At 61.6% G+C, this 21,852-nt stretch carries 19 protein-coding genes; 5 read left to right on the forward strand and 14 right to left on the reverse strand.

What is annotated here, in order from left to right; genetic code table 11:
• Window positions 1-9 precede the first annotated feature (9 nt).
• The 3 genes from AB4Y32_RS10395 to AB4Y32_RS10405 all read right to left on the reverse strand — a co-directional run bounded on the left by AB4Y32_RS10395 (window position 10) and on the right by AB4Y32_RS10405 (window position 3,682).
• Window positions 10-954 (reverse strand): SMP-30/gluconolactonase/LRE family protein, encoded by a 945-nt coding sequence (locus tag AB4Y32_RS10395; protein ID WP_368721259.1) that lies wholly within the window; start codon window positions 952-954, stop codon window positions 10-12.
• Between the two features lie 107 nt (window positions 955-1,061).
• Complete coding sequence (locus AB4Y32_RS10400; RefSeq protein ID WP_368721260.1) at window positions 1,062-2,642, reverse strand: aldehyde dehydrogenase (NADP(+)); 1,581 nt, start codon at window positions 2,640-2,642, stop codon at window positions 1,062-1,064.
• An 80-nt stretch (window positions 2,643-2,722) separates the two neighbouring features.
• Window positions 2,723-3,682 (reverse strand): dihydrodipicolinate synthase family protein, encoded by a 960-nt coding sequence (locus AB4Y32_RS10405; RefSeq protein ID WP_368721261.1) that lies wholly within the window; start codon window positions 3,680-3,682, stop codon window positions 2,723-2,725.
• Window positions 3,683-4,254: 572 nt separating this feature from the next.
• Between AB4Y32_RS10405 and AB4Y32_RS10410 the strand changes: the two genes are divergently transcribed.
• Window positions 4,255-4,959 (forward strand): helix-turn-helix transcriptional regulator, encoded by a 705-nt coding sequence (locus AB4Y32_RS10410; protein WP_368721506.1) that lies wholly within the window; start codon window positions 4,255-4,257, stop codon window positions 4,957-4,959.
• On the opposite strand, the gene AB4Y32_RS10415 is transcribed toward AB4Y32_RS10410, so the two are convergent.
• A complete protein-coding gene (locus AB4Y32_RS10415) occupies window positions 4,943-5,275 on the reverse strand; it encodes an XRE family transcriptional regulator (RefSeq protein ID WP_368721262.1) in 333 nt (110 codons plus the stop codon). The genes AB4Y32_RS10410 and AB4Y32_RS10415 overlap by 17 nt on opposite strands.
• A 142-nt stretch (window positions 5,276-5,417) precedes the next feature.
• On the opposite strand from AB4Y32_RS10415, the gene AB4Y32_RS10420 reads away from it, so the two are divergent.
• The gene (locus tag AB4Y32_RS10420; RefSeq protein ID WP_368721263.1) at window positions 5,418-6,005 is read left to right on the forward strand and encodes an acyl-homoserine-lactone synthase; all 588 of its coding nucleotides are present in this window, start codon (window positions 5,418-5,420) and stop codon (window positions 6,003-6,005) included.
• A 157-nt stretch (window positions 6,006-6,162) separates the two neighbouring features.
• Here AB4Y32_RS10420 and AB4Y32_RS10425 read toward each other — a convergent pair whose 3' ends face one another.
• Entirely contained in the window at window positions 6,163-7,671 is a 1,509-nt protein-coding gene (locus AB4Y32_RS10425; protein ID WP_368721507.1) for an MFS transporter, read from the reverse strand.
• Window positions 7,672-7,863: 192 nt separating this feature from the next.
• Window positions 7,864-8,553, reverse strand: a complete 690-nt coding sequence (locus AB4Y32_RS10430) for a FadR/GntR family transcriptional regulator (protein WP_368721264.1) — start codon at window positions 8,551-8,553, stop codon at window positions 7,864-7,866.
• Between the two features lie 306 nt (window positions 8,554-8,859).
• Here AB4Y32_RS10430 and AB4Y32_RS10435 point away from each other — a divergent pair, with 306 nt between their 5' ends.
• From AB4Y32_RS10435 to AB4Y32_RS10445, 3 genes are all read left to right on the forward strand, one after another.
• Window positions 8,860-9,339 (forward strand): universal stress protein, encoded by a 480-nt coding sequence (locus AB4Y32_RS10435; protein WP_368721265.1) that lies wholly within the window; start codon window positions 8,860-8,862, stop codon window positions 9,337-9,339.
• A gap of 145 nt (window positions 9,340-9,484) precedes the next feature.
• Complete coding sequence (fnr, locus tag AB4Y32_RS10440) at window positions 9,485-10,252, forward strand: fumarate/nitrate reduction transcriptional regulator Fnr (protein WP_368721266.1); 768 nt, start codon at window positions 9,485-9,487, stop codon at window positions 10,250-10,252.
• 171 nt (window positions 10,253-10,423) lie between these two features.
• Entirely contained in the window at window positions 10,424-11,713 is a 1,290-nt protein-coding gene (locus tag AB4Y32_RS10445) for an SUMF1/EgtB/PvdO family nonheme iron enzyme (protein ID WP_368721267.1), read from the forward strand.
• A gap of 694 nt (window positions 11,714-12,407) precedes the next feature.
• Here the strand turns inward: AB4Y32_RS10445 and AB4Y32_RS10450 are convergent.
• From AB4Y32_RS10450 to AB4Y32_RS10485, 8 genes are all read right to left on the reverse strand, one after another.
• Window positions 12,408-13,535: a porin gene (locus tag AB4Y32_RS10450; RefSeq protein ID WP_368721268.1), complete on the reverse strand. Its 1,128-nt coding sequence runs from the start codon at window positions 13,533-13,535 to the stop codon at window positions 12,408-12,410.
• A 167-nt stretch (window positions 13,536-13,702) separates the two neighbouring features.
• Complete coding sequence (locus AB4Y32_RS10455) at window positions 13,703-14,374, reverse strand: response regulator (protein ID WP_368721269.1); 672 nt, start codon at window positions 14,372-14,374, stop codon at window positions 13,703-13,705.
• Window positions 14,375-14,384: 10 nt separating this feature from the next.
• Window positions 14,385-15,752, reverse strand: coding sequence for a sensor histidine kinase (locus AB4Y32_RS10460; RefSeq protein ID WP_368721270.1), 1,368 nt, complete (start codon window positions 15,750-15,752; stop codon window positions 14,385-14,387).
• Window positions 15,753-16,013: 261 nt separating this feature from the next.
• Window positions 16,014-17,000 carry an aldose epimerase gene (locus tag AB4Y32_RS10465; protein WP_368721271.1) on the reverse strand — a complete coding sequence of 329 codons (987 nt, stop codon included), beginning with the start codon at window positions 16,998-17,000 and terminating at the stop codon, window positions 16,014-16,016.
• 69 nt (window positions 17,001-17,069) lie between these two features.
• Entirely contained in the window at window positions 17,070-18,149 is a 1,080-nt protein-coding gene (gene yjfF, locus AB4Y32_RS10470) for a galactofuranose ABC transporter, permease protein YjfF (protein ID WP_368721272.1), read from the reverse strand.
• Complete coding sequence (locus tag AB4Y32_RS10475) at window positions 18,146-19,186, reverse strand: ABC transporter permease (protein WP_368721273.1); 1,041 nt, start codon at window positions 19,184-19,186, stop codon at window positions 18,146-18,148. The genes yjfF and AB4Y32_RS10475 overlap by 4 nt, the downstream gene beginning before the upstream one ends.
• Window positions 19,183-20,697: a sugar ABC transporter ATP-binding protein gene (locus AB4Y32_RS10480; protein ID WP_368721274.1), complete on the reverse strand. Its 1,515-nt coding sequence runs from the start codon at window positions 20,695-20,697 to the stop codon at window positions 19,183-19,185. The genes AB4Y32_RS10475 and AB4Y32_RS10480 overlap by 4 nt, the downstream gene beginning before the upstream one ends.
• A gap of 110 nt (window positions 20,698-20,807) precedes the next feature.
• Complete coding sequence (locus tag AB4Y32_RS10485; RefSeq protein ID WP_368721275.1) at window positions 20,808-21,776, reverse strand: ABC transporter substrate-binding protein; 969 nt, start codon at window positions 21,774-21,776, stop codon at window positions 20,808-20,810.
• Between the last annotated feature and the right edge of the window lie 76 nt (window positions 21,777-21,852).

The raw sequence follows: 21,852 nt of genomic DNA on the forward strand, positions 1-21,852 counted from the left end.
CGCGTTGCGTCAGCCGCCGCGCACGCCTTGCGTGTTCACGTACAGCGAATAGAGACCGTGGCTCGCGGCCATGAAGAGCCGGTTGCGATGCCGGCCGCCGAAGCACAGGTTCGCGCAGCGTTCGGGCAGCGCTATGTGTCCGAGCGCTTCGCCTTGCGGCGAGAACACGCGCACGCCGTCCAGCTCGTCCGTGCCCATGCCCCAGCCGCACCACAGGTTGCCGTGGATGTCGACGCGAAAGCCGTCCGGCGTGCCGTGCTGCGCGTCGATCAGCACGCGGTTGTTCGCGAGCGACTGGCCATTGCCGGCAACGTCGAACGCGCGGATCGTGCGCGGCTTCGAGCGCGACTCGACGATGTACAGCACCGATTCGTCCGGCGAGAACGCGAGCCCGTTCGGCCCGATCACTTCGTCGCAGACCATCGTCACTTCGCCCGTCTGGCCATCGACGCGATACACGTTTTGCGGCAACTCGGATTCCTGCTTCTCGCCTTCGTAGAAGCTGTCGATGCCGAAGGATGGATCGGTAAACCAGATCGAGCCGTCCGACTTCACGACCACGTCGTTCGGCGAGTTGAATCGCTTGCCCTGGTAGCGCTCGGCGATGACCGTGATCGAGCCGTCGTATTCGGTGCGCGTGACGCGCCGCGTCAGATGCTCGCAGGTGACGAGCCTCCCCTCGCGGTCGCGCGTGTTGCCGTTCGCGTTGTTCGACGGCCGGCGAAACGGCGTGACGGCGCCTGTCTCTTCGTCCCAGCGGAGGATGCGGTTGTTCGGAATGTCGCTCCATAGCACATAGCGGCCGTCGCCGAACCACACGGGCCCTTCCGACCAGCGCGCGCCCTGGTACAGGCACTCGACAGAAGCCGATGCGAGGCGCAACGCGTCGAAGCGGGGATCGAAACTGCGGATGGAAGGATCGGGATATCGTCGGTGATTGCTGGGTTCGGTCATGGCGCTGTCGGTGCGAACGCCGGGCGTCGAATGGATCGACGCCCGGCGCTCTGCGGTCTTTGTGAGTTGTTCTTAGATGCGGCCGGTCGCGGCAGCAGCTCCGGCGCTTATGCTTGCGCAGGCTTGCCGTCGCGCAGACGCCAGAGCTTCAGCGGATTCTCGTCGCGCAGCGATTTTGGCAGCAGATCGGCGGGCAAATCCTGGTAGCAGACGGGACGCAGGAAACGCTCGATGGCCGTTGCACCGACCGACGTCGCGCGCGAATCGGACGTCGCCGGGTACGGACCGCCATGCACCATCGCGTACGACACCTCGACGCCCGTCGGAAAGCCGTTCGCCAGAATGCGGCCGGCCTTGCGCTCGAGCGTCGGCAGCAGTTGCCGCGCGATGTCGTAGTCGTCGGCTTCGAGGTGCAGCGTCGCCGTCAACTGGCCTTCGAGGTATTCGGCGACCTTCACCATTTCTTCGATGTCCGTGCAGGTGACGATCAGCGACGTCGGCCCGAAGATTTCGTCCTCCAGTTCGGTGGACGCGAGGAAGTGCATCGCTTCCGTCTGGAACAGCGCAGGCAACGCCGCGCATGTCGCATCCGACGACGTGCCGCGCGCAATGCTCTGCACGCCGCGCTGCTCGGTGCGATGTGTGACGCCGTCCTGGTACGCGTTCGCGATGCCCGGCGTCAGCATGGTCTGCGCGCTCTTCTGCGCGAGCGCCTTAGCGGCGGCGTCAATGAATGCCTTCTTGTGCGGGCCTTCGAGAAGCAGCACGAGACCGGGGTTCGTGCAGAACTGGCCGACGCCGAGCGTCACCGATTCGACGAAGGCCGTCGCGATCTGCCCGGCGCGCTTCGCGAGCGCGCCGGGCAGCACGAACATCGGATTGATGCTGCTCATTTCGGCGAACACGGGGATCGGCTCGCGGCGCTTCTGCGCGAGATTCACGAGCGCGAGACCGCCGCTGCGCGAGCCAGTGAAACCGACCGACCTGATCGCGGGATGCTGGACGAGCGCCTCGCCGACCTCGTTGCCCGCGCCGATCACGAGCGAGAACACGCCTTCGTGCAGGCCGCAATCGGCGGCGGCTTTCTGGATCGCGCGGCCAACGAGCTCGGACGTGCCGAGATGCGCCTGGTGCGCCTTCACGACGACAGGGCAACCCGCCGCGAACGCCGACGCCGTGTCGCCGCCCGCGACCGAAAACGCGAGCGGAAAATTACTCGCGCCGAATACGGCGACGGGGCCCACGGGAATCTTTTGCATGCGCAAGTCGGGACGCGGCAACGGCTTGCGATCCGGCTGCGCGGAATCGAGCGTCGCGGTCAGCCAGCGGCCTTCGCGCACCAGCGATGCGAACAGCTTCAGTTGCCCGACGGTGCGCGCGCGCTCGCCTTCGAGCCGTGCCTTCGGCAGCGCGGATTCGGCCTGCGCGCGTTCGATCAGCGCGTCGCCGAGCCCGAGAATGTTCTCCGCAATCGTCTCGATGAAATGCGCGCGCACTTCGAGCGACGTTTGACGATACGGGTCGAATGCGAGCGCGGCCAGCGCGCACGCGCGGTCTACCTCGACCGTGCCGCCCGCGCCGAATTCGGGTTCGATTTCCATGTTGCGCGCCGGGTCGAACGCGCGCAGCGTGCCTTTGGTGCCGCGCACCGCCGACCCGCCGATCAGCATGTCACCGGTAATCTGCATGTCCAGCTCCTGTCGATGGCCGCGCGACGCGAATCATGTCGCATCGCGCGGCCTGGAATCCAAATAGTGGGTGTGCGACGTCATGAATGGGCGGACTGTTCCGCGAGTCGCCGCTCGAAGTCGAGCAAGGCCTGCGTCGCAGCTTCGATCTTCGCATGATGTTCGGGCGGCGTCGAACTCAGCAACGGCAGAATCGGCCCCATGTCCGCAAGCTTCGACAACGTCACCGCGTCGTGCAGCGCGCGGATCAGCGAGATCTCGTCGCGCAAGGTTTCGAGCGGCATGAAGGCGTCGTAAAGACGCTGTGCTTTGTCGTCACCTGTCGCTGCATAGGCGTTTTTCGCCTTCGACGCGCGCAGCAAAGCCATCACCGCACGCGGTGCGATGCAGCCCGACCCCGTCGTCCATGCGGCGAGACCGAATTGCCGCACATGCGCGAGCGCCGGTCGCTCGCCCATTCCTGAAATCACCTTCGCCGAACTCACGTTTTGCAGTAGCCGGCGGAGGTAATCGTCACGTGATGGATCGTCGCGCACGATCGCGTACTTCACAGCAATGAGCGTGCCGCGGTCGACGAGCCGCGCGAGCGTGTCGACGCTCACGTAGCTTTCGCTCTTGATGTACAGCGTGAGCGGAATGCCTGCGGCGTCGGCAATGCGCGTGAGCCCCGCCTCGACGCCTTCGGACGTCGTGAAGCCCGTCATGGGCAGGACCATCGCGGTTCGGTACGGCGTCTGCGCGAGAATGCGCGCCTGGTCGAGCATCTTGCCGTAGCCGGGGCCGATGGCGGGAATTACACGCGTCGCGAGACCCGTTAGCGCCGCGAGCATGTCCAGCAGTTCACGATATTCGCTGACGGCAACGTGATACAGGTTCGCATTGCCGCCATAGAGGAGCGTGCGCACCCCGCCCGCCTCGATGTGACGAATCAGCTTCTGGTTTTCGGCGAAATCGAGTGTCAGATCGGCGCGGCGCGCGAGCGGCGGAACCGCCATGACACTGGCGGAAAACTCGCTTTCGAGAATGGTGGACACGTTCATGGGACGGCTCGCAGCAAAGACGATCACCTGGGCAAGTTAGCATTGCGCCGCCAATGTTGTCAAACAACTTTGAGCGGCGCGACGCTTCTGCAGATCGCAACTGGAAACGCTTTTCATCACACGAATGCAGGCTTTCGCGCCGCAATCCGGACGTCGATTCTAAAAAAATCTGGTATGACAACGACTCAAAAATCATGGCCTGTTTGATTCAAACGTTTTGTAATCTATTCCGATTTAGAGGTCCTGCGTATTTAGTACCGACTCAATAACGTGCAAACGCCTTTCAAGTGAAGCGCTTTAAAGAACGGCTGCTTGCCACGCCAGGAGCGGATTGCGCCACTTAATGCACCATTTCGCCAAACCGGTTTAATTGGCCGTCACGGCAAGTGGCTCTTTGGAACGGAAATAGAATAAACTCGAAATCGGCTATCGCCATTTCGCATTAAAAAGCTAATAATGGTGATAAATTGATGTGCCACGAGTCATGAGTATCCGCAGCATCGGCATGGCCAGAGCCCGCTCCGCTGCGAACCTCGAGAGATAGCACCTTGCCTCAACATTTCATTGAGCAGATGTCGCCTTTGCTGCAAGCGGAGAACGACGTCACATGGTTCCGCGAAGTCGCACGTCTCGCCGACGGGTGGGGCTTCGATCGCGTGCTGGTCGGGATTCTTCCGCGCCCGGGCATCCGGCTGGAGGACGCGTTCATTCGCAGCACGTACTCGCCGACCTGGCGGCAGTTCTACAACGCCCATGGTTTCGCGCACATCGATCCGACCGTCGCGCACTGCATGACGCGCTCGTCACCGCTGATCTGGTCGCCTGACCTGTTCGCGACGTACCCGCAGCAGACGATGTACGAGGAAGCCCGCGCATATGGTCTGCGCGCGGGTGTAAGTCTGCCCATTCATGGGCCTAGACAGGAATCGGGCTTGATCTGCTTCGTGAACGATCGGAACCCGACCGACGAATTCTGGAGCCATCTCGATGTCGTGCTGCCGAACCTGGTGCTGTTGCGCGACCTGGTCATCGACACGAGCCAGCCCCATCTGGATGCTCACACGCAGGCGCTGGTGCCGAAGCTCACGCCGCGCGAGCAGGAATGTCTGAAATGGACCGCACGCGGTAAGTCCACGTGGGAAATTTCGCACATTCTCAATTGTTCGGAAGCGGTTGTGAACTTCCATCTCAAGAACATTCGCGCGAAATTCGGCGTGAACTCACGGCGCGCTGCTGCCGTGATTGCGACGCAACTCGGCCTTATTGATCCAGGTTGACCAGCTCACGAGCCTCCGGGTTGTGGAGCACCTTCTCTGCCCTGCCCAGATCGCCGTCCGTGACCGTTTTCGTGAAGTACAGACCCAGCAGGATCGATACGGGAGCCGGAATCTCCGCGCCCGATTCGAAGCGACTGCCGCGCGACTGCGTCACGCCGAAGCGCGCCCAGAACTGGCGCTGGCTCTCTTTCTTTTTCTTGCGGTACGCGATGATCAGCACGCGATCCACATTGGACGACGGCTCCGAACTACGGCTCTGGACGGTCGGTTGAACGTTTGCGTGAACACCCGATTGCCAGTGATTTTGCAGTTCCATGATGTTTTCCCCTGATGATTGGCTACCTCGTCTCAATTTTGTAATCCCCGCGCCCACTTAACACCTATCCAGGTGAATAGGTGTTTTTTTTATCCGAAATGCATACGTTTCCTGCGTACCGCTACCACGTAAGGAGCACACCATGCATACCGCGATTCGGATTGGCACACGGCAGGAGTTCGACAACGACAACATCAACGAAATGTACCGGCTGCGCGCCCGCGTCTTCCGGGACAGGATGGGCTGGGACGTTCCGACCATCGCGGGGATGGAAATCGACGGCTACGACGCGCTCGGCCCGTACTACATGCTCATCCAGGACGGCGACCGGCGCGTCTGCGGCTGCTGGCGGCTGATGCCGACGGAAGGGCCGAACATGCTGAAGGACACCTTCCCGCAATTACTGGATGGCCAGGCAGCTCCGCTCGGACGGAATATATGGGAATTGAGCCGCTTTGCTATTGAAACGGACGGCGCGCAAACGTTTGGCTTCGCAGATTTGACGATGCACGCAATCCACGAACTGGTGACTTTCGCGGATCGGATGGGGATTACCCGTTACGTGACTGTGACGACTACGGCGATCGAACGGCTGCTGCGCCGCGCGGGCATCGAAGTCACGCGGCTCGGGCCGCCGGTGAAGATCGGCGTAGAGCGGACGATTGCACTCGACATCACCGTCGACGCGATTCGCGCCGCCGTCTGCAAGCCGATGCCCGTGGCGGCCTGACGGACATACGTCGCCGAGCCGGTTCCGCATCGAGCTCGAGACGACGGCGGGACAGTTGCGATGCGCGCAGGCCCACGGTACGCCTCGCGCAACGCGACGCGCTCTGCCGCTTCGCTTGAGCCCGTCGCATCGCACGCGGTGTGCCGGGCGGGCCTGGCTAACCGCGACGAAAAGTGATGTGCGAGATCCGGCGCACGACGAACACAGCGGCCAGCGCGGCGCAGCCCGTCAGCACGACGCCTATGTGGATCGATTGCACGAGCATGTGACGCGCCGCGTCGAGCAGCGCGGGGCCTTCGAGTCCCGCGCGTTTCAGTTCCGTCAGCAACGAGTTGCGCAAGCTCTCGTCAACGAGAATGCGCGGATCGGCCAGCCTCGGCCGCCACACCGACGCGACCGGCTCGCCGAGCACGCGCAGCGAATCCTCCACGCCCGACGCGTAGCGCCGGTTCACGATCGTCGCGACGATGCTGGTGCCGAGCATGCCGCCCACCATGCGCGTCGACTGAAGCAGCGCGGTCGTGATGCCGAAGCGCTCGCGTCCCGCGATCTCCTGGCCGAACACGTTCAGGTTGTTGAGAATGAACCCGAGGCCGATGCCGACAGCGGCCATCGAAAGCTCGAGAAACAGATGCCGCGTCGCGGGCGTGGCGAGCGCGATGCCGACCGATGCCGCCACGAGCAGGCCAAAGCCGATCGACAGAATCGCCGTGGGCCGCGATATGTGGATCACGATGCGCGTGTTGATCAGGCTGCCGAGCGCAATGCACGCGGCGATCGGCGTCGCGAGCAGGCCGGCCTGCTGCGGCGACAGTCCGAAGCCGCCCTGCAATAGCAGCGGCGCGAAAAAGATCAGTGAGAACATCACGAAGCCCGACAACACCGACAGCGTGAAGAGCGTCACGAGCTGCGGGTCCCTGAAGAGGTCGAGCGGCACGATGGGATGCGTGGCGCGCCGCTCGCAGGCCAGCAGCGCCGCCGCGCACGCCGCCACCAGCGCGGCGAGGATCAGGTTGCCCGTCGTCAGGCCGTCCTTCGGCACGGCTTCGATGAACGTCTGAAAGCCGCCCAGCACCAGCGCGACGAGCACGGCGCCCATCCAGTCGATGCGCACGTCGCCCGCGCGCTCGCGCCGGTAGTGCGGCAAATGCGCCCGGATGAAGTACAGCGCGAGCGCGCCAACGGGCAGATTCACGAGAAACGTCGAGCGCCAGCCGAAATGCTGGCTGAGCCAGCCGCCGAGCGACGGGCCCGCCGCCGTGCCGATCCCGTAGGCGGCCGCCATCACCACCTGCCAGCGCACGCGGGCACGCGGATCGGGAAAGAGATCGGGGATCGACGCGAACGCCGTGCCGACCATCATCCCGCCGCCGACACCCTGCAAGCCTCGCGCGAACACCAGAAACGGCATGCTGCCCGCGACACCGCACAGCAGCGACGCCACCGTGAACACGATCACGGCCGCGATCACGAAACGCTTGCGGCCGAAGTAGTCGCCGAGGCGCCCGAATACGGGCACCGTCACGACGGATGCGAGCAGATAGGCGCTCGCGATCCACGCGTAGTACTCGAAGCCGTGCAGTTCGACGACGATCGACGGCAATGCCGTGCTGACCACCGTCTGATCGAGCGCGACGAGCATGTTGACCAGACCGATGCCGAGCATGGCCAGCAGCGCGTCACGAAAAGGCAGCATTTGCATGGGCCCGGAGTGAGGCGCTGACGCGCCGACTCTGTTCGACAAGGGACGGGAAGGATTCACTTCTTTGCGATACGGCGCGAGGCACACCGCATTTTTCAGGTGGGAAGAAACAGGGCCGCGCTTGCGCACTTCACGCGGCCCGTCGAGCCGGAAAAGTCAGGAGCCGAACATCCGGTCGCGCGCATGCTGCAGATGCAGGCGCATCGCCTGGCCGGCGCCTGCTGCGTCCTTGCCGCGAATCGCGTCGAGCACAGCGAGGTGTTCCGCCTGCACCAGCCGCTGCCGCTCCAGCGTCTTCACCAGCGACAGATTGCGCGACAGGTTCATGCTGAACACGATCTGCTCTTCGATGAAGCCCATCATCGTGATGAAGAACTGGTTCTTCGACGCGCGCGCGACAGCCAGGTGAAACGCGAAGTCGTCTTTTGCGCCGATGCCCTGCGTCTCGATCACGCGCTCCAGTTCGTCCCACGCGTGCTGGATCGCGGCGATGTCGTCGGCGTCGGCCATCTGCGCGGCAAGTTCGGCCGCGCCCGATTCCGTCACGATGCGAAATTCGTAGCAGCGCCGGATATCGGACAGCGTTTCCAGCGGCGCGAAGCGGCGCACATCGGGATCGGGCCGGCGCGCGACCGTCGTGCCGGAGCCGTGGCGCGTCACGATGATGCCGTCCGCGCGCAGACGGGCCAGCGCTTCGCGCACGGTCGGCCGCGACGTCTCGAAACGCTCCGCGAGCGCGTGCTCGGTCGGCAGACGCCCGCCCTCCTTGTATTCCCCTTCGAGAATCCGGTTGAGTATGTCGCTGTAGATCTTGTCCGGCAGACCTGTCGATTTACGCTCATTCATCGTCGAAGGGTGCGGCTTGTCAGAGTAGATTTGAATTGTAAGGCAAATAACGCGCGCCGCCTGATGAAATCCATGTGCGACTGCGCCGGAAAGCGCGTCTTGGCGAGCATGCCGCCAGTATGAACGACCTCGGGCTCGACGGCAAAATTTGACAAATGTCTGATTGACATCTGCGTTTTCCAGCGACGAAAGCGCGCATTTTTCGGCGATCGTTTAAGCTGCAACCGTAATCGGGGCACAATTTCCACTCGCGGCGGGCGCCCGCGGAACACGGCGGTGCGCCGCGCTCCACGGCACGGTGGCTTCATGTACACACGCATTCTCGTTGCAGTCGACGGCAGCCATACTTCGCGCCGCGCGTTCGACAACGCGCTGAATCTGGCGAGCAAACTGGGCGCGACGCTGCGCGCGTTCTACGCGGTCGAAAACACGCCCATGTACTTCGACGCGCCCGGCTACGATCCGTCCATCCTGCGCAACCGGCTCGTCGAGCAGGGCAAGGAGTTGACGGCGGAACTGTCGGCGGCGATGCACGAGCGCGGCGTGCCGGGCGATATCCTGGTCGGCGAAGCCTCGTCGCTGGACGACGTGCCGACGCTCGTGTTGCGCGCCGCCACCGAGTTCAACGCCGATCTGATCGTGATGGGCACGCACGGCAGGCGCGGCATGCAGCGGCTGATTCTGGGCAGCGTGGCAGAGCGCTGCGTGCGCCAGTCGACGTTGCCCGTGCTGCTGGTCCCGTCCGCGGCGGGTGGAGACGAAGCGGACAAGCCGGCGCCAGCCTGAACAGCTCACAGCGCCTCGGAGCGCGCCTTCACGACTGTGACCTCGCTCAACAGCGAAGCGCGCAGTGACGCGTCATTTTGCCGCCTCGTTGCGCGCGCATCGAGTGGGACAATCAGCTATCACCTTTTTTAGCCGGTTGGTCCCTATGCTCACCCCTACCGCTCCCGCTTCCACTCGCGCAGTCCGCGTCCGTCACACCACTCCGGCGACCCGCACCAGCGCGCGCTGCTCGTCGTGCGCGATGCGGCAGCTCTGCATGCCCCAAGGCGTCGCCGCTAATGAACTGCCGCAACTCGAAGCGGTGATCTGCACGGCGCGTTCCGTCAGGCGCGGCGAATCGCTCTACCGCGCGGGCGATTCTTTCGACAACCTGTACGCCGTCCGCTCGGGTTCGCTCAAAACGGTGATGGCGCATCGCGACGGCCGCGAGCAGGTCACGGGGCTGCGGCTCGCGGGCGAGGCGCTGGGGCTCGATGGCATCAGCAGCGATCAGCATGCGTGCAGCGCGGTCGCGCTCGAGGACAGCTCCGTGTGCATCATCCCGTACGCGGAGCTCAAGCATCTGTGCCGCGAGATCGGCTCGATGCAGGAGCGGCTGCACAAGCTGATGGGCGAGCAGATCGTCCGCGAAGCCGCGCAGATGATGGTGCTCGGCTCGCTGAGCGCCGACGAGCGCGTCGCGGCATTCCTGCTCGACATCTCCGAGCGCAACGCTCAGCGCGGTTATTCACCGGCTGAATTCAATCTGCGGATGACGCGCGAAGACATGGGCAGCTATCTCGGCATGACGCTCGAAACCGTGAGCCGCACCTTGTCAAGATTTCAAAAGCGCGGACTGATCGACGCACAAGGCCGCTTCATTCACATCGTCGATCCCGAAGGCCTGCGCCAGGTCGGCGCGCCGAGCGCCTGATAACACAGCGGTTCAGGCACATGGCGACGCATCGAGCGTGGTCATGTGCACTCGCCTGGCACGTCTCCTGCGCCTGCGGTACAGTGCAAGACTGTCCCTTGCGACCCGAGATGGCGTTTAGCGCCTCGCTCGGGTCCCATGCAAATCTCCCCAACAAGGAGACCTGGCGAAATGAATCGCGAGCCTGTCCTGCAGCACCCGCTGGTCCAACGTCTCATCGATGCCCGCAGCGTCACAGATGCTCTCTTCGCGGTCGTCAAACCCGAATACCTCTATGAACGCCCGATCCGTGAACGTCATCGGATCGTGTTCTACATCGGCCATCTCGAAGCCTTCGATCGCAACTTGTTCGACGAACGGTTAACCGCACTGCCCGCCTTCGCGCCGGAACTCGACAATCTGTTCGCGTTCGGCATCGACCCCGTCGATGGCGGCTTTCCCACCGATCAGTCTTCCGACTGGCCGACCATCGACGTCGTCAGCGGCTACGGTAACAAAGCGCGCGAGCAGATCGACGGCACGCTCAAGACGTTCGAGTTCGGCCATGGCGACATGGCAACGGGTTCGCCCGCACAACTGCTGCATGTCGCGATCGAACACCGGTTGATGCATGCGGAAACGCTCGCGTACATGCTGCATCAACTGCCGCTCGAGATGAAGGCCGCGCCCGCGCGCAGCATGCCGGGCGCGCAACAACTGCGCAAAGTCGAATCGTCGCCGATGCTGCGCGTGCCCGCTGGCGAGACCGTGCTCGGCATGTTGAAAGAGGAAGGCCGGTTCGGTTGGGACAACGAATTCGGCGAGCAGCGCGTACATGTCGATACCTTCGAGATCGACCGCTACATGGTGACGAACGCCCAGTACCGCGAATTCATCGATGCGGGCGGCTATCGCGATCGCGCTTTGTGGAGCGACAGGGATTGGGCGTGGAAGGAAGCTGAGGACATCTCGCGTCCCGTGACGTGGTCGCAAACTGGCGATGGCGAATGGACGCTGCGCACGATGTTCGAGGACGTTGCACTGCCGCCCGACTGGCCCGTCTACGTGAGCCACGCGGAGGCAAGCGCGTACGCGCGCTGGGCGGGCAAGACGCTCCCGACGGAAGCGCAATGGCAGCGCGCGGCGCACGGCACACCGCCCTCGGCTTCGGGCAATTTCGATTTCCGCAACTGGGACCCGCAAGCCGTCGATGCGACGCCGGACAACGTCAGCGCGTTCGGCGTCGAAGGCCAGTATGGCAACGGATGGGAGTGGACGTCGTCGCTATTCGAACCGCTGCCGGGCTTCGATGCGTTCCCGTTCTATCCCGGCTACTCGGCCAATTTCTTCGACGGACAGCACTACGTGCTCAAAGGCGGCTCGGCCCGCACTGCGCAATGCATGGTGCGGCCCACTTTCCGCAACTGGTTTCAGCCGCGCTATCAGCATGTGTATGCCGGGTTCAGGTGCGTGCGGAACTGACTAATAAAGCGGAAGTTGATACCAAATTTTGACTTCCGCTTTAGTCCCAAACGAGTCATCTATTGGTTAATTAATTTTGTGAGTAAGATCCGCTAACGCTTCAATTCCAACCGGCACTACGGTGCCGGTAGACCTCCTGGCGCTGCCACAATCGCTCGAAATTCGCGGTTTACCTGACTATTCCGCAAGAAATCCTTCCGCAAAATCGGTCGCACCACCTCGCAGCCTCGGTGTCTAAGTCAGGTGGAAATAAGGAGCGAATCATGCGGACTCGAACCTTGAACATTGCTTTCGCTGCAATGGGCAGCGTCTGGTGCATCAGTTCCGTTGCGGCGCAACCAGACTACGCGTATACGACGACGGTACGTGTCAGCGACGGTAAGACGCTGAGCTGCGCAGTGAATGAGCCACTGCCTGATGCATATTCGTCAGGCCAAATGCTCACGCGACGCGAGCAACGTGAAGCGGACGTGCTGGCGACCCAGCCTTTGCGCATGCTAAGCGGGCCAGCTTCCGAGTATCCGACGCCCTATACTGCGCCGTCCGTGACCTGCGCGTCGGTCAGCTGATGCGATAGCCGCATCCGCGATGCTTCAGCGCGAACGGGACGGACGCTTCACAAGCGTGCGTCCCGTTCGCGGGGGACGCGTTTGACTGCCGGCAAGCGCATGTCTTCTCCCCCTTCAACGCACGTTCAGAACCGCGTACGGATGCCCGTTGTCAGCTCGAGCTGATTCGACGCACCGAACGTGCTCGCGACCGTATAGCCGCCGTGCAGTCTCATGTAGTCGCCAGCCAGATAAAGTTCCGTGCGCTTGGACAGGTGATAGAACGCCGACCAGTACAGCGTTTCCTTATACCCGTTATGCAGGCCCGAAGCAGGATCGAATGTGCCGACGTTGGCATTCGGAATGTCACCGTCTGCGTTATAGGCGGCATTCTTGACGCGCATCTGTTGATAGCCGAGTTCGTAATCCAATGGACCCTTCGGCGCGACCTTCAGCGATACCGTCCACGCATCGTCATGTCGTTGTCCCAGCGCACCCTGATCGCCGAGATAATGGAAATAGCCTGCATTCAAGCGAACAATGCTGAAACTGTAATTGCCGCCGACCGAATACGACTGGTTGGTATTACCTGCTTTGTTCGCGTGATTGTAGAAAGCGGAGACGGCGAACGGCCCACCGTTATAACCAACGGCTGCCTGGTAGTTCGAACCAGTCGGAAATGACGTGGTGTTGCCGAACGCATAACCTGCCGCGAGGAACAGGCCGTTATCGAAGAGCTTCTTCCAGGCTACGCCATTGTTGTAGCGCGTACCCGTTGCACTCGCAGCATAGAAGATCATCTGCTTGAAGTTGTTCGCGTTCGTCCAGCCGCCTTCTTCCGTGGTCAGCTTCGCGTTGCCATAAGGGTCGCCATAAATCGCGGACGCATCGCGTGCAATTGTGTTCTGGAAGCCGAACGTGAGCTTGCCGAAGCGGTCGTCCTGAAGGCCGACCCACGCATCGCGGTCGAAGATCTGACCGGGGTCTTCCATCTGGCCGTCGCTCACGCGGTACTCGCTTTCGAGCCTGAAAATGATCTTCGAGCCGCCGCCGATATCTTCCGCTCCCTTGAGGCCCCATCTGCTTCCGCTGAACCAGGGTTCGCCGTCAATCCCCATCCCCACGACGTGATTGCCTTTCTCGTCGGCGTGAGTGACGTAGGTGGGCACACTCAGATCGATCAGGCCGTACAGCTGAACGCTCGACTGCGCGTGTGCGCCCGTCGCCGCGATCGCACCGGACGCGAGAGCCAAGGTCAAGTGCCGTTTCTTCAAGATTGTCTCCTCTGTTTGCCGCGTTGAGATTTGTTTCCTTGTATGGTCCCGGTCCGTTGACACAGCCAGAACTTGTCTCAATGCTAGCGAGGCGAATCCTTCAAGGCGCTATCGCGACCGTCTCGGATTTCTAAGTATATTTACCGATAGAGACGCACTCCCGTCGATCAAACATCCCGTGTCCGCAAGATATAGCCCAATCCTCTCAACGTCATGATCTGCGCGGTCGATGCGGAAAGATGCTTGCGGAGGCGATGGATATAGATATCGATGGCATCGACGCTCGGTTCATCATCAAGGCTGAATGCGCTCTCCATCAGCGTCGCCTTCGATACTGTCTTTCCGTGCTTTAACATCAGCGTTTCGAGAATCGCATGTTCCCGGCGGCGCAACGGAAGCGGCGTATCGTTATGACGGAATTCGCGCGTATTGAACTGATAGTGCAAATCCCCGCAATTCAGTGACACGGCCTTCTCGGAGCACTGGCGCCGCACGAGTGCCTTGATGCGCGCAACAAGTTCGCGCGCATCAAACGGTTTGACGACATAGTCGTCCGCACCTGCTCCAAAGCAGTCGATCTTGTCGTCGATCGACCCGTGCGCGGTCAGCATCAGAACGGGTACATTGTTGCCGCGCCGTCGCAAGCGTGCCAGCAAATCCTTTCCGCTCATGCACGGTAAGCGCATGTCGAGCAGTACGACGTCATAGCTTTGATTCCCCGATATCGCCTCGGCCCGCTCGGCGTCGGGCACGCTATCCACGATGAAGTTCTCAGCGCGCAACAGATTGACGATCCAGTGCGCAAGGTCAGCGTTATCTTCCACCAGCAGTAGTTTCATTGCGATGTCCTTAGCTTCGCGATGCGGGCATTCGCACGGTAACGACCAGACCACTGGAATCCTGGGCATGCCCCAGCGCAACCGCACCGCCGTGCAACTGCGCGATCTCCCGCACGATCGACAGACCAAGACCTGTTCCTTCGATACGCGTCGTGCCGCGATAGAAACGCTCGAACACATGCACGCGCGCTTCGGCGGGAATGCCGGGACCGTTATCAATGATCTGGAGCACGGAATCGTCGCCCTGGCGGGTGCATGACGCCGTCACACGTCCGCCATTCTGCGTATAGCGGATCGCGTTATCGATGAGATTCGCGACGAGCGCATGCAACAGGTTTGCGTTGCCTTCGACATGCACGTCGGCTGCGAACTCCGCTCCCAGATCGATGCCACGACGATGTGCGACCACGACGAGTTCTTCGAGCACCGATGCGACCACTGCGGACAGATCGACCCGCGTATGGTCGTGCGCCGGTGCAGCTTCCGCTTGTGCCAATAGCAGTAGCTGATTCGTCATGTCCGTCATTTTCTGCGTGCTGCGCCGCATGCCGTTGAGCGCGGCGGCAACTTCGAGATCGCGATGTTCGCGCAGGGACGCATACTGGATCTGCGTATCGAGCAGCGTCAACGGCGTGCGCAACTGATGCGCGGCGTCTGCAATAAACTGGCGCTGCCTCGCTGTATGAACCTTGAGCTGCGCAATACATTGATTGATCGCATCGACGATGGGACGCAGTTCCCATGGCAGCCCTTCGGCGCGCATCGGTTCGATTTGCATTGGCTCGCGATCAGCGACGCTGTTCTTGAGCTTCATCAGCGGACGCAACTCGACGGTCAGGCCAAGTGGCACGAGCGTCGCCACGAGCGCAAGCATCAGGCATTCGCGAAGGAAATGCGGCCGCCAAAGCTGTTCGAGCATTGCGTGATGCGATGCCTGCGTCTTGCCGACCACGACCGTGACGGGCTCGACCTTGCCGGAGTCGTACAACTGGCGCGTATACGCGACCACTCTGATGTCGCGCCCATCCAGCGTCGAATCGTAAAAGACGGGCTGTGCCGTTTCTCGCAACGGCAATGCCAGATCGGGGTCGCCGCCGAGCAACTGCGTGTCGGCGGCGACAATCTTGTAGAACACCTGGTCCTGATACGGCGACTCGAATATTTCCAGTGCAGCGGGCGGAACATTGGCAGTGAGCCGGCCTTCGACCCAATCGATATCTTCGCCAATCGTGCGCGCGGACGAAAGCAACGCCGCATCCTGAACAACACTGGCGGTGCTGCTGGCCGAGTCATATGAAATCATCGCGGTTACCGCGACGAATACGGCCAGCGGAAAGATCAACCATAACAGCAACCGCGCGCGCAAACTCAGCGTCAATTTGAACTCCCTGTTTCATCGACGCCGCCCGCTGATTCTCCGCATGCCTCGCGTCTATGGCGCGATTCTATGATGCCCAACCCTTCTCATTACTTTCACTGCAGTTCGATTCGCGTACGGGATTTCCATTATTACGAGTGCGCTCTCCGCGCGAGTAACAGCGCGCGATAGGCTTTGGGAGATTTCAATCAGATATTTTCTGAAGAACACATTAAGGCATCGAAATAGAAAACTTCCCGAGCCTTCTTCACCCGACCGACTTCAGTACGCGTTTACACCACGCCTCGCATTCGAAGAATTTTCGGGCCCTAGCGTGCCGCCTGATTGTCCAGGACGTCCGACAGTGAACTTGAACCTGCGAGACATTCTTGCACCGGCGTGAACAGATGCCGGCCAACCTTCGTGTACTCCGATAGCACTTGCCGCGCCATCAAGAGCGTCGTAGGGCTGAAAAGAGAAGAAGCGCTCCTGACGTGGCGCGTGAAGTCTGTAGCTCGCAGCGTCTGACGAGATCTCGAGCGAGAACTGGCGCGCTGGCCATTCGAACAACGCACGGCCGCCCCAACCCTTGAATACATGATCGACTTGTGACCGAGGCAACGGATAAGTCACGCCAAATTGCCAGGCGGGCGGTGTCGGTACGAACCGCGAGCACGCGTCGCCGTCACCTGAAAGCCAAACGGAACTGGCCGGTGCGCACACTGAGGTATCTGCATCACGGATCAAAAACGGACGAATGCCGATCGAAAACGGCATTGCCTTTTCCTTCCTGTTCTCGATCTGAATCTTCGCGGTTAGCGTCGGACCGTCAAGCCGATACTCCAGAATTGCGTGATACGCTTTTTGCAAGGCACTCACGGCACTCAGCTTTACGCTTCTCGCATCTATCCGTTCTATTTGCCAGTCATGCAAACCAACGACCTCCGCTAAAGCATGCTCTTCCGCGCAATTTCGAATTGTCCCGAGCGGATCTTTTTGAGCGTGCGACTGACCTCGACGAATGCAGGGACTCTGCAATAGCGGATAACATACCAATTGATTCTTATCTACTCCCGATGTCGCCAGCGAAGGCCGCGCAAACACAGGTTTCCATATACCGCGATCATTCCAGTCGAACCGGGAAATTCCTCCGCCCAGGCCTGGCAGAACTTCAAGCTTCAGGTAAGCGTTCGCAAGCGTCGCACGACTACCGAAATGACTCGCTTTATTTGCATTTCCGATGACCGCCGGTGTGGTTGTGGTGTCCATGACGACCGAGCCTGTCGCGTCTATTTCGTGCGCTCGCAACGTAGACATATCTTTCTTCCGATAGGTGGTTCACACCGTCTTGACAAGCGCAGTCTCGTCGTGAACGCCCGTGCCCGGTCGCGGTGTGCCAGGCGGCGAATCGGGTTTCGTGCCAAGACCCGTGCCACCCGATTGCCGTCGTGCCGCATGGCGCTCGATGATTCGTTGCAGCAGACAAAAGACACATAGCAATGCGCCGATCACGATGCGCGTCCACCATGAACTGAGGGTGCCGTCGAACGTGATCAATGTCTGGATCGTGCCGAGTATGCCGACGCCGAACAAAGATCCGATCAGGTAGCCGACTCCGCCCGTCAACAACGTGCCGCCAATCACAGTAGCCGCGATCGCGTCGAGTTCCATACCCTGGGCCTGCAGCCCATAGCCGCTTAGCACATAAAGGGTAAATACGACCCCTCCCAACGCAGAACACAGCCCGCTGAGCGCATACACGCCCACCTTCGTGCGCGCGACGGGCAGCCCCATCAACAGCGCCGACCGTTCATTGCCTCCGACCGCATAGACATTCCGGCCAAAGCGCGTGAAGTGCGCAACGTAGAGCGAGATTGCGAGCATGGCGATCGCGATGAGCGCACCCGCGTTGAGCGACCCGCCGCCAACGGGTACATTCAGGCTGGCGATCGCATGAAAGGTCGGCTCGTTGATCGTGATCGACTGCGTCGTAATGAGGAAGCACGCGCCGCGCGCGAGAAACATGCCGGCGAGCGTCACGATAAACGGCTGCAGCCTGAAGAAGTGGATCAGTGCGCCCATCGCCGCGCCGTATAGCGCGCCAAAGGCCAGTACGAGCGGCGCGATCACCCAGATTGGCCAATGCAGCCGTTCGGCGCCCATCGCGCAGAGAACCGTCGTCAATGCAACGACTGCACCGACGGACAGATCGATGCCGCCCGACAGGATCACAAACGTCATGCCGATCGCGACGATCAGAAGAAACGCATTGTCCACGAACAGGCCCGTCAGCACCTGCATCGAGAAGAAGCCCGTGTACATGATCGAGCCGAATCCGAACAGCGCGGCAAACAGCAGGATCGTCACGACGATGGGCAGCGTGCGAGGGTCGGCCAGACGGCCAATGAGCTTGTTCATGACGTCGTCGATCCCGTGGCTGCGCCCGGCTGCGCGGAAGGGAGGACCCGCCTGATCTGCGTGACCAGCAAGCGGCGAGTCGCTTCTGACTGGATCATGCTGACCACGATCACGACCACCGCTTTGACGATCAGCGTCGCTTCCGGCGGAACCCCGATCGAGTACGTCGTGTACGTGAGCGTCTGGATGATGAGTGCGCCGAGCACCGTGCCGGCGAGGCTGAAGCGGCCACCGAGCAGCGATGTGCCGCCGAGCGTCACCGCCAGGATCGCGTCGAGTTCGAGCAGCAGCCCCGCGTTGTTGCCGTCCGCGCTGCGCACGTTCGAGCTCGCGATGATCCCCGCAATCGCCGCCATCGCTCCGCAAAACACGTAGACGCTAAACACGATGGTGCCAGAGCGCAGTCCGACAAGCCGGGTCGCGACGGGATTCACGCCGATCGACCGGATGAAGAGACCGAGTGCCGTGCGATGGATGAGCAGCGCCGTCACCGCGGTCACGGCTATCGCGATCCACACCGAACAGGGCACCGTTGCGAAGTAACCGTCGCCGAGTTTCAGGTAGCCCGGCGCGCCGATGGGAATGATCTGTCCACTTGTCAGCAGCTGCGCGACACCGCGCCCCGCGACCATCAGGATGAGGGTTGCGATGATCGGCTGCATGCCGACGAACGCGACGAGCACGCCGTTCCAGACGCCTGCGAGCACGCCGACGCCGAGCGCCGCAAGCAGTGCGCCGCCGACGCGCGAAGGGTCCTCCTGCAAGACGATAGCGGCCGCCGCGCCCGCAATCGCAACGATGGCGCCGACCGAGATGTCGATGCCGCGTGTCGCGATGACGAGCGTCATCCCGAGCGACACGATCACGAGCGGCGCCGCGCGGTTGAGAATATCGATTGGCGCGCCGAAAAGATGGCCGTCGAGCAGCGTGACCGAAAGGAAGCTGGCCCGATGTGCGATGTCGAGTGCGAACAGCAGCACGAGCGTCAACGCAGGCCAGACCAGCTGATGGTGAAGCCATGTCCTGATCCGGGTCATGACTGTCCTCCTGCGATGAGTCGATACACGCGGTCTTCCGACAATCCTTCGCCAGAGATCTCCGCGATCTTGCGCCGGTCGCGAAGCACGGCTATCCGGTGACTGACACGCACGACCTCGCTGACTTCCGACGAAATGAAAAGAATCGCGAGACCTTTCGCGCATAGTGAAAGCACGCGATCCATGATGTCGAACTTCGCAGCCACATCGATGCCGCGCGTAGGTTCATCGAGGATCAACAGCCTGGGTTCGGTGGCGAGCCATCGTGCAAGCAGCACCTTCTGCTGGTTGCCGCCCGAGAGCAGGCCGATGGGTTGCTCCGCATCGCGCGCCTTGATATCGAGCCGTGCGATGTACTCGTCCGCGATCTCGCGCTGACGCGACGGCCTGATCATGCGCCACCAGCCGCGTCGTGCCTGGAGTGCGAGAACGATGTTCTCGCGAATCGACAGCGCGGCGACGATGCCCTCCTTCTTGCGATCCTCCGGACAATACGCAATGCGATGGCGCACCGCGTGATGCGGCGACGTGAGCTTCACGTTCGCGCCGTCCACCTGCGTCGTGCCCGAGTCGGCGCGCTCCGCGCCGAACACGAGGCGCGCGGTCTCGGTACGCCCCGAGCCGAGCAGACCGGCAAGGCCCACGATCTCCCCTGGCCGCACTTCGAGATCGACGGGGTTCATCAGCCCGCGCCTGCCTACGCCGCTCATCGACAGGAGCGGTTGCGTGTGATTGTCTTCGCGCGCCGCTTCCGACGCACCTTCCTTGAGCCGCTCGCTCATCCGTTCGTGGCCCGTCATCTTCGCGACCAGCACTTCGACGGGCAAGTCACTTGCCAGATACTCGCCCTCACGCTCGCCGTTACGCATCACGGTAATGCGATCAGAGACGGCATAGGTCTGTTCGAGAAAGTGCGTGACGAACAGTATCGCCATCCCCGATGCCTTGAGTCGCCGCAAGACGGAAAACAGTCGCGTGACCTCGCCGTCGTCGAGGCTCGACGTCGGCTCGTCGAGAATCAATACGCGCGCGTCAACCGAGACCGCGCGCGCGATCGCGACCATCTGCTGCACGGCGATCGGATAGGCGTCGAGCGAGCGCGTGACGTCGAGGGAAAGATCGAGATCCGCAAGCACCTTGCGGGCGCGTATATGGATGGTTTTCCAGTCGATCGCGCCGCGCTTCATCGGCTGCCGGCCGACGAAGATGTTCTCCGCTACCGACAGGTTCGGGCACAGGTTCACTTCCTGATAGATCGTCTGGATTCCTGCCGCTTCAGCATCGAGCGGGGCCGCGAAGTGCACGGTCTTTCCGCCTAGCCTGATCTCGCCTCGATCATGTCCGAGCACACCCGTCAGCACGTTGATGAGCGTCGATTTGCCCGCACCGTTCTGGCCCATCAACGTATGGATCTCGCCCGGAAAGAGCCGGAAATTCACCTGCTGCAATGCCTTCACGCCCGGGAACGTCTTGTCGATGCCGGACATTTCGAGGATGGGTGTTGGATTCATGGCCGTTACGCACCTGAAAACCGCGCTGCCAAAATGGTCGTGAATGTGCAGCAGCGGTCTGGCTGGCAGCACCAGACCGCCTTGCGAAAGCCGTCAGCTTCGGGCGCCCGTCAGTACTTTCGGCTCGGGAGAGTCTGCGCCGCGACGTTCATCGGGAAAACCGTCTCGTTCGTCACGATGCGCTTGGGCACCTGCTTGCCCGCAACGACGTCCTTCACGGCCGACATCAGCTGCGGTCCGAGCAGCGGGCTGCATTCGACGTCCACGTTGATCTTGCCGGCGATCATCGCCTCGAAGCCGCCTTTGGTTGCATCGAACGATACGACGGTCACGTCCTTGCCCGGCTTGATGCCCGCCTCCTCCATGGCCTGGATCGCGCCGAGCGCCATGTCGTCGTTATGTGCGTACACGACGTTGATCTGCTTGCCGTAGGACTTGGCGAACGCTTCCATGACCTGCTTGCCGCCAGCGAGCGTAAAGTCGCCGCTTTGTGAAGCGATGATCTTGAACTTCGGATCGTTCTTGACCACTTCCATCAGGCCTGCGTGACGATCGTTGGCGGGTGCCGACCCGACCGTGCCTTGCAACTCCGCAATATTGATGGGGCCCGGCTCGTTCTTGTAGCGTTCTTCGAGCCACCGGCCGGCTCGCCGTCCCTCCTCAAGAAAGTCGGAGCCAATCATCGTCACGTAAAGCGACGTATCTTTCACGTCGACAGCACGGTCGGTGAGGATCACCGGAATGTGCGCTGCCTTTGCTTCGTTCAGCACCGGCTCCCAACCCGATTCCACAACCGGCGAGAACGCAATGACATTCACCTTTTGCGCGATGAACGAACGGATTGCCCTGATCTGGTTTTCCTGTTTCTGTTGGGCATCGGAGAACTTCAGGTTAATTCCCGCATCCTTTGCGGCACTTTTCACCGACACGGTATTTGCCGTACGCCACGCGCTTTCTGCGCCGACCTGTGAAAACCCGAGCGTAATCTGCTTTTCCTGAGCCGACGCGCTGGTAGTGGCCGCAAAGGTCAATGCCGCACTGACGAGCGTGCCGAACGCAAGCTTGCTGATGAGTCTCATGTTCTGTCTCCTATGTACTATATCTGTTAGTACTGCCTTCCCGCTTGATACGGGCCGACGTCTCGACGTGGCATAG

The sequence above is a fragment of the Paraburkholderia phymatum genome, from assembly GCF_040965635.1.
GTDB lineage: Bacteria > Pseudomonadota > Gammaproteobacteria > Burkholderiales > Burkholderiaceae > Paraburkholderia > Paraburkholderia phymatum_B.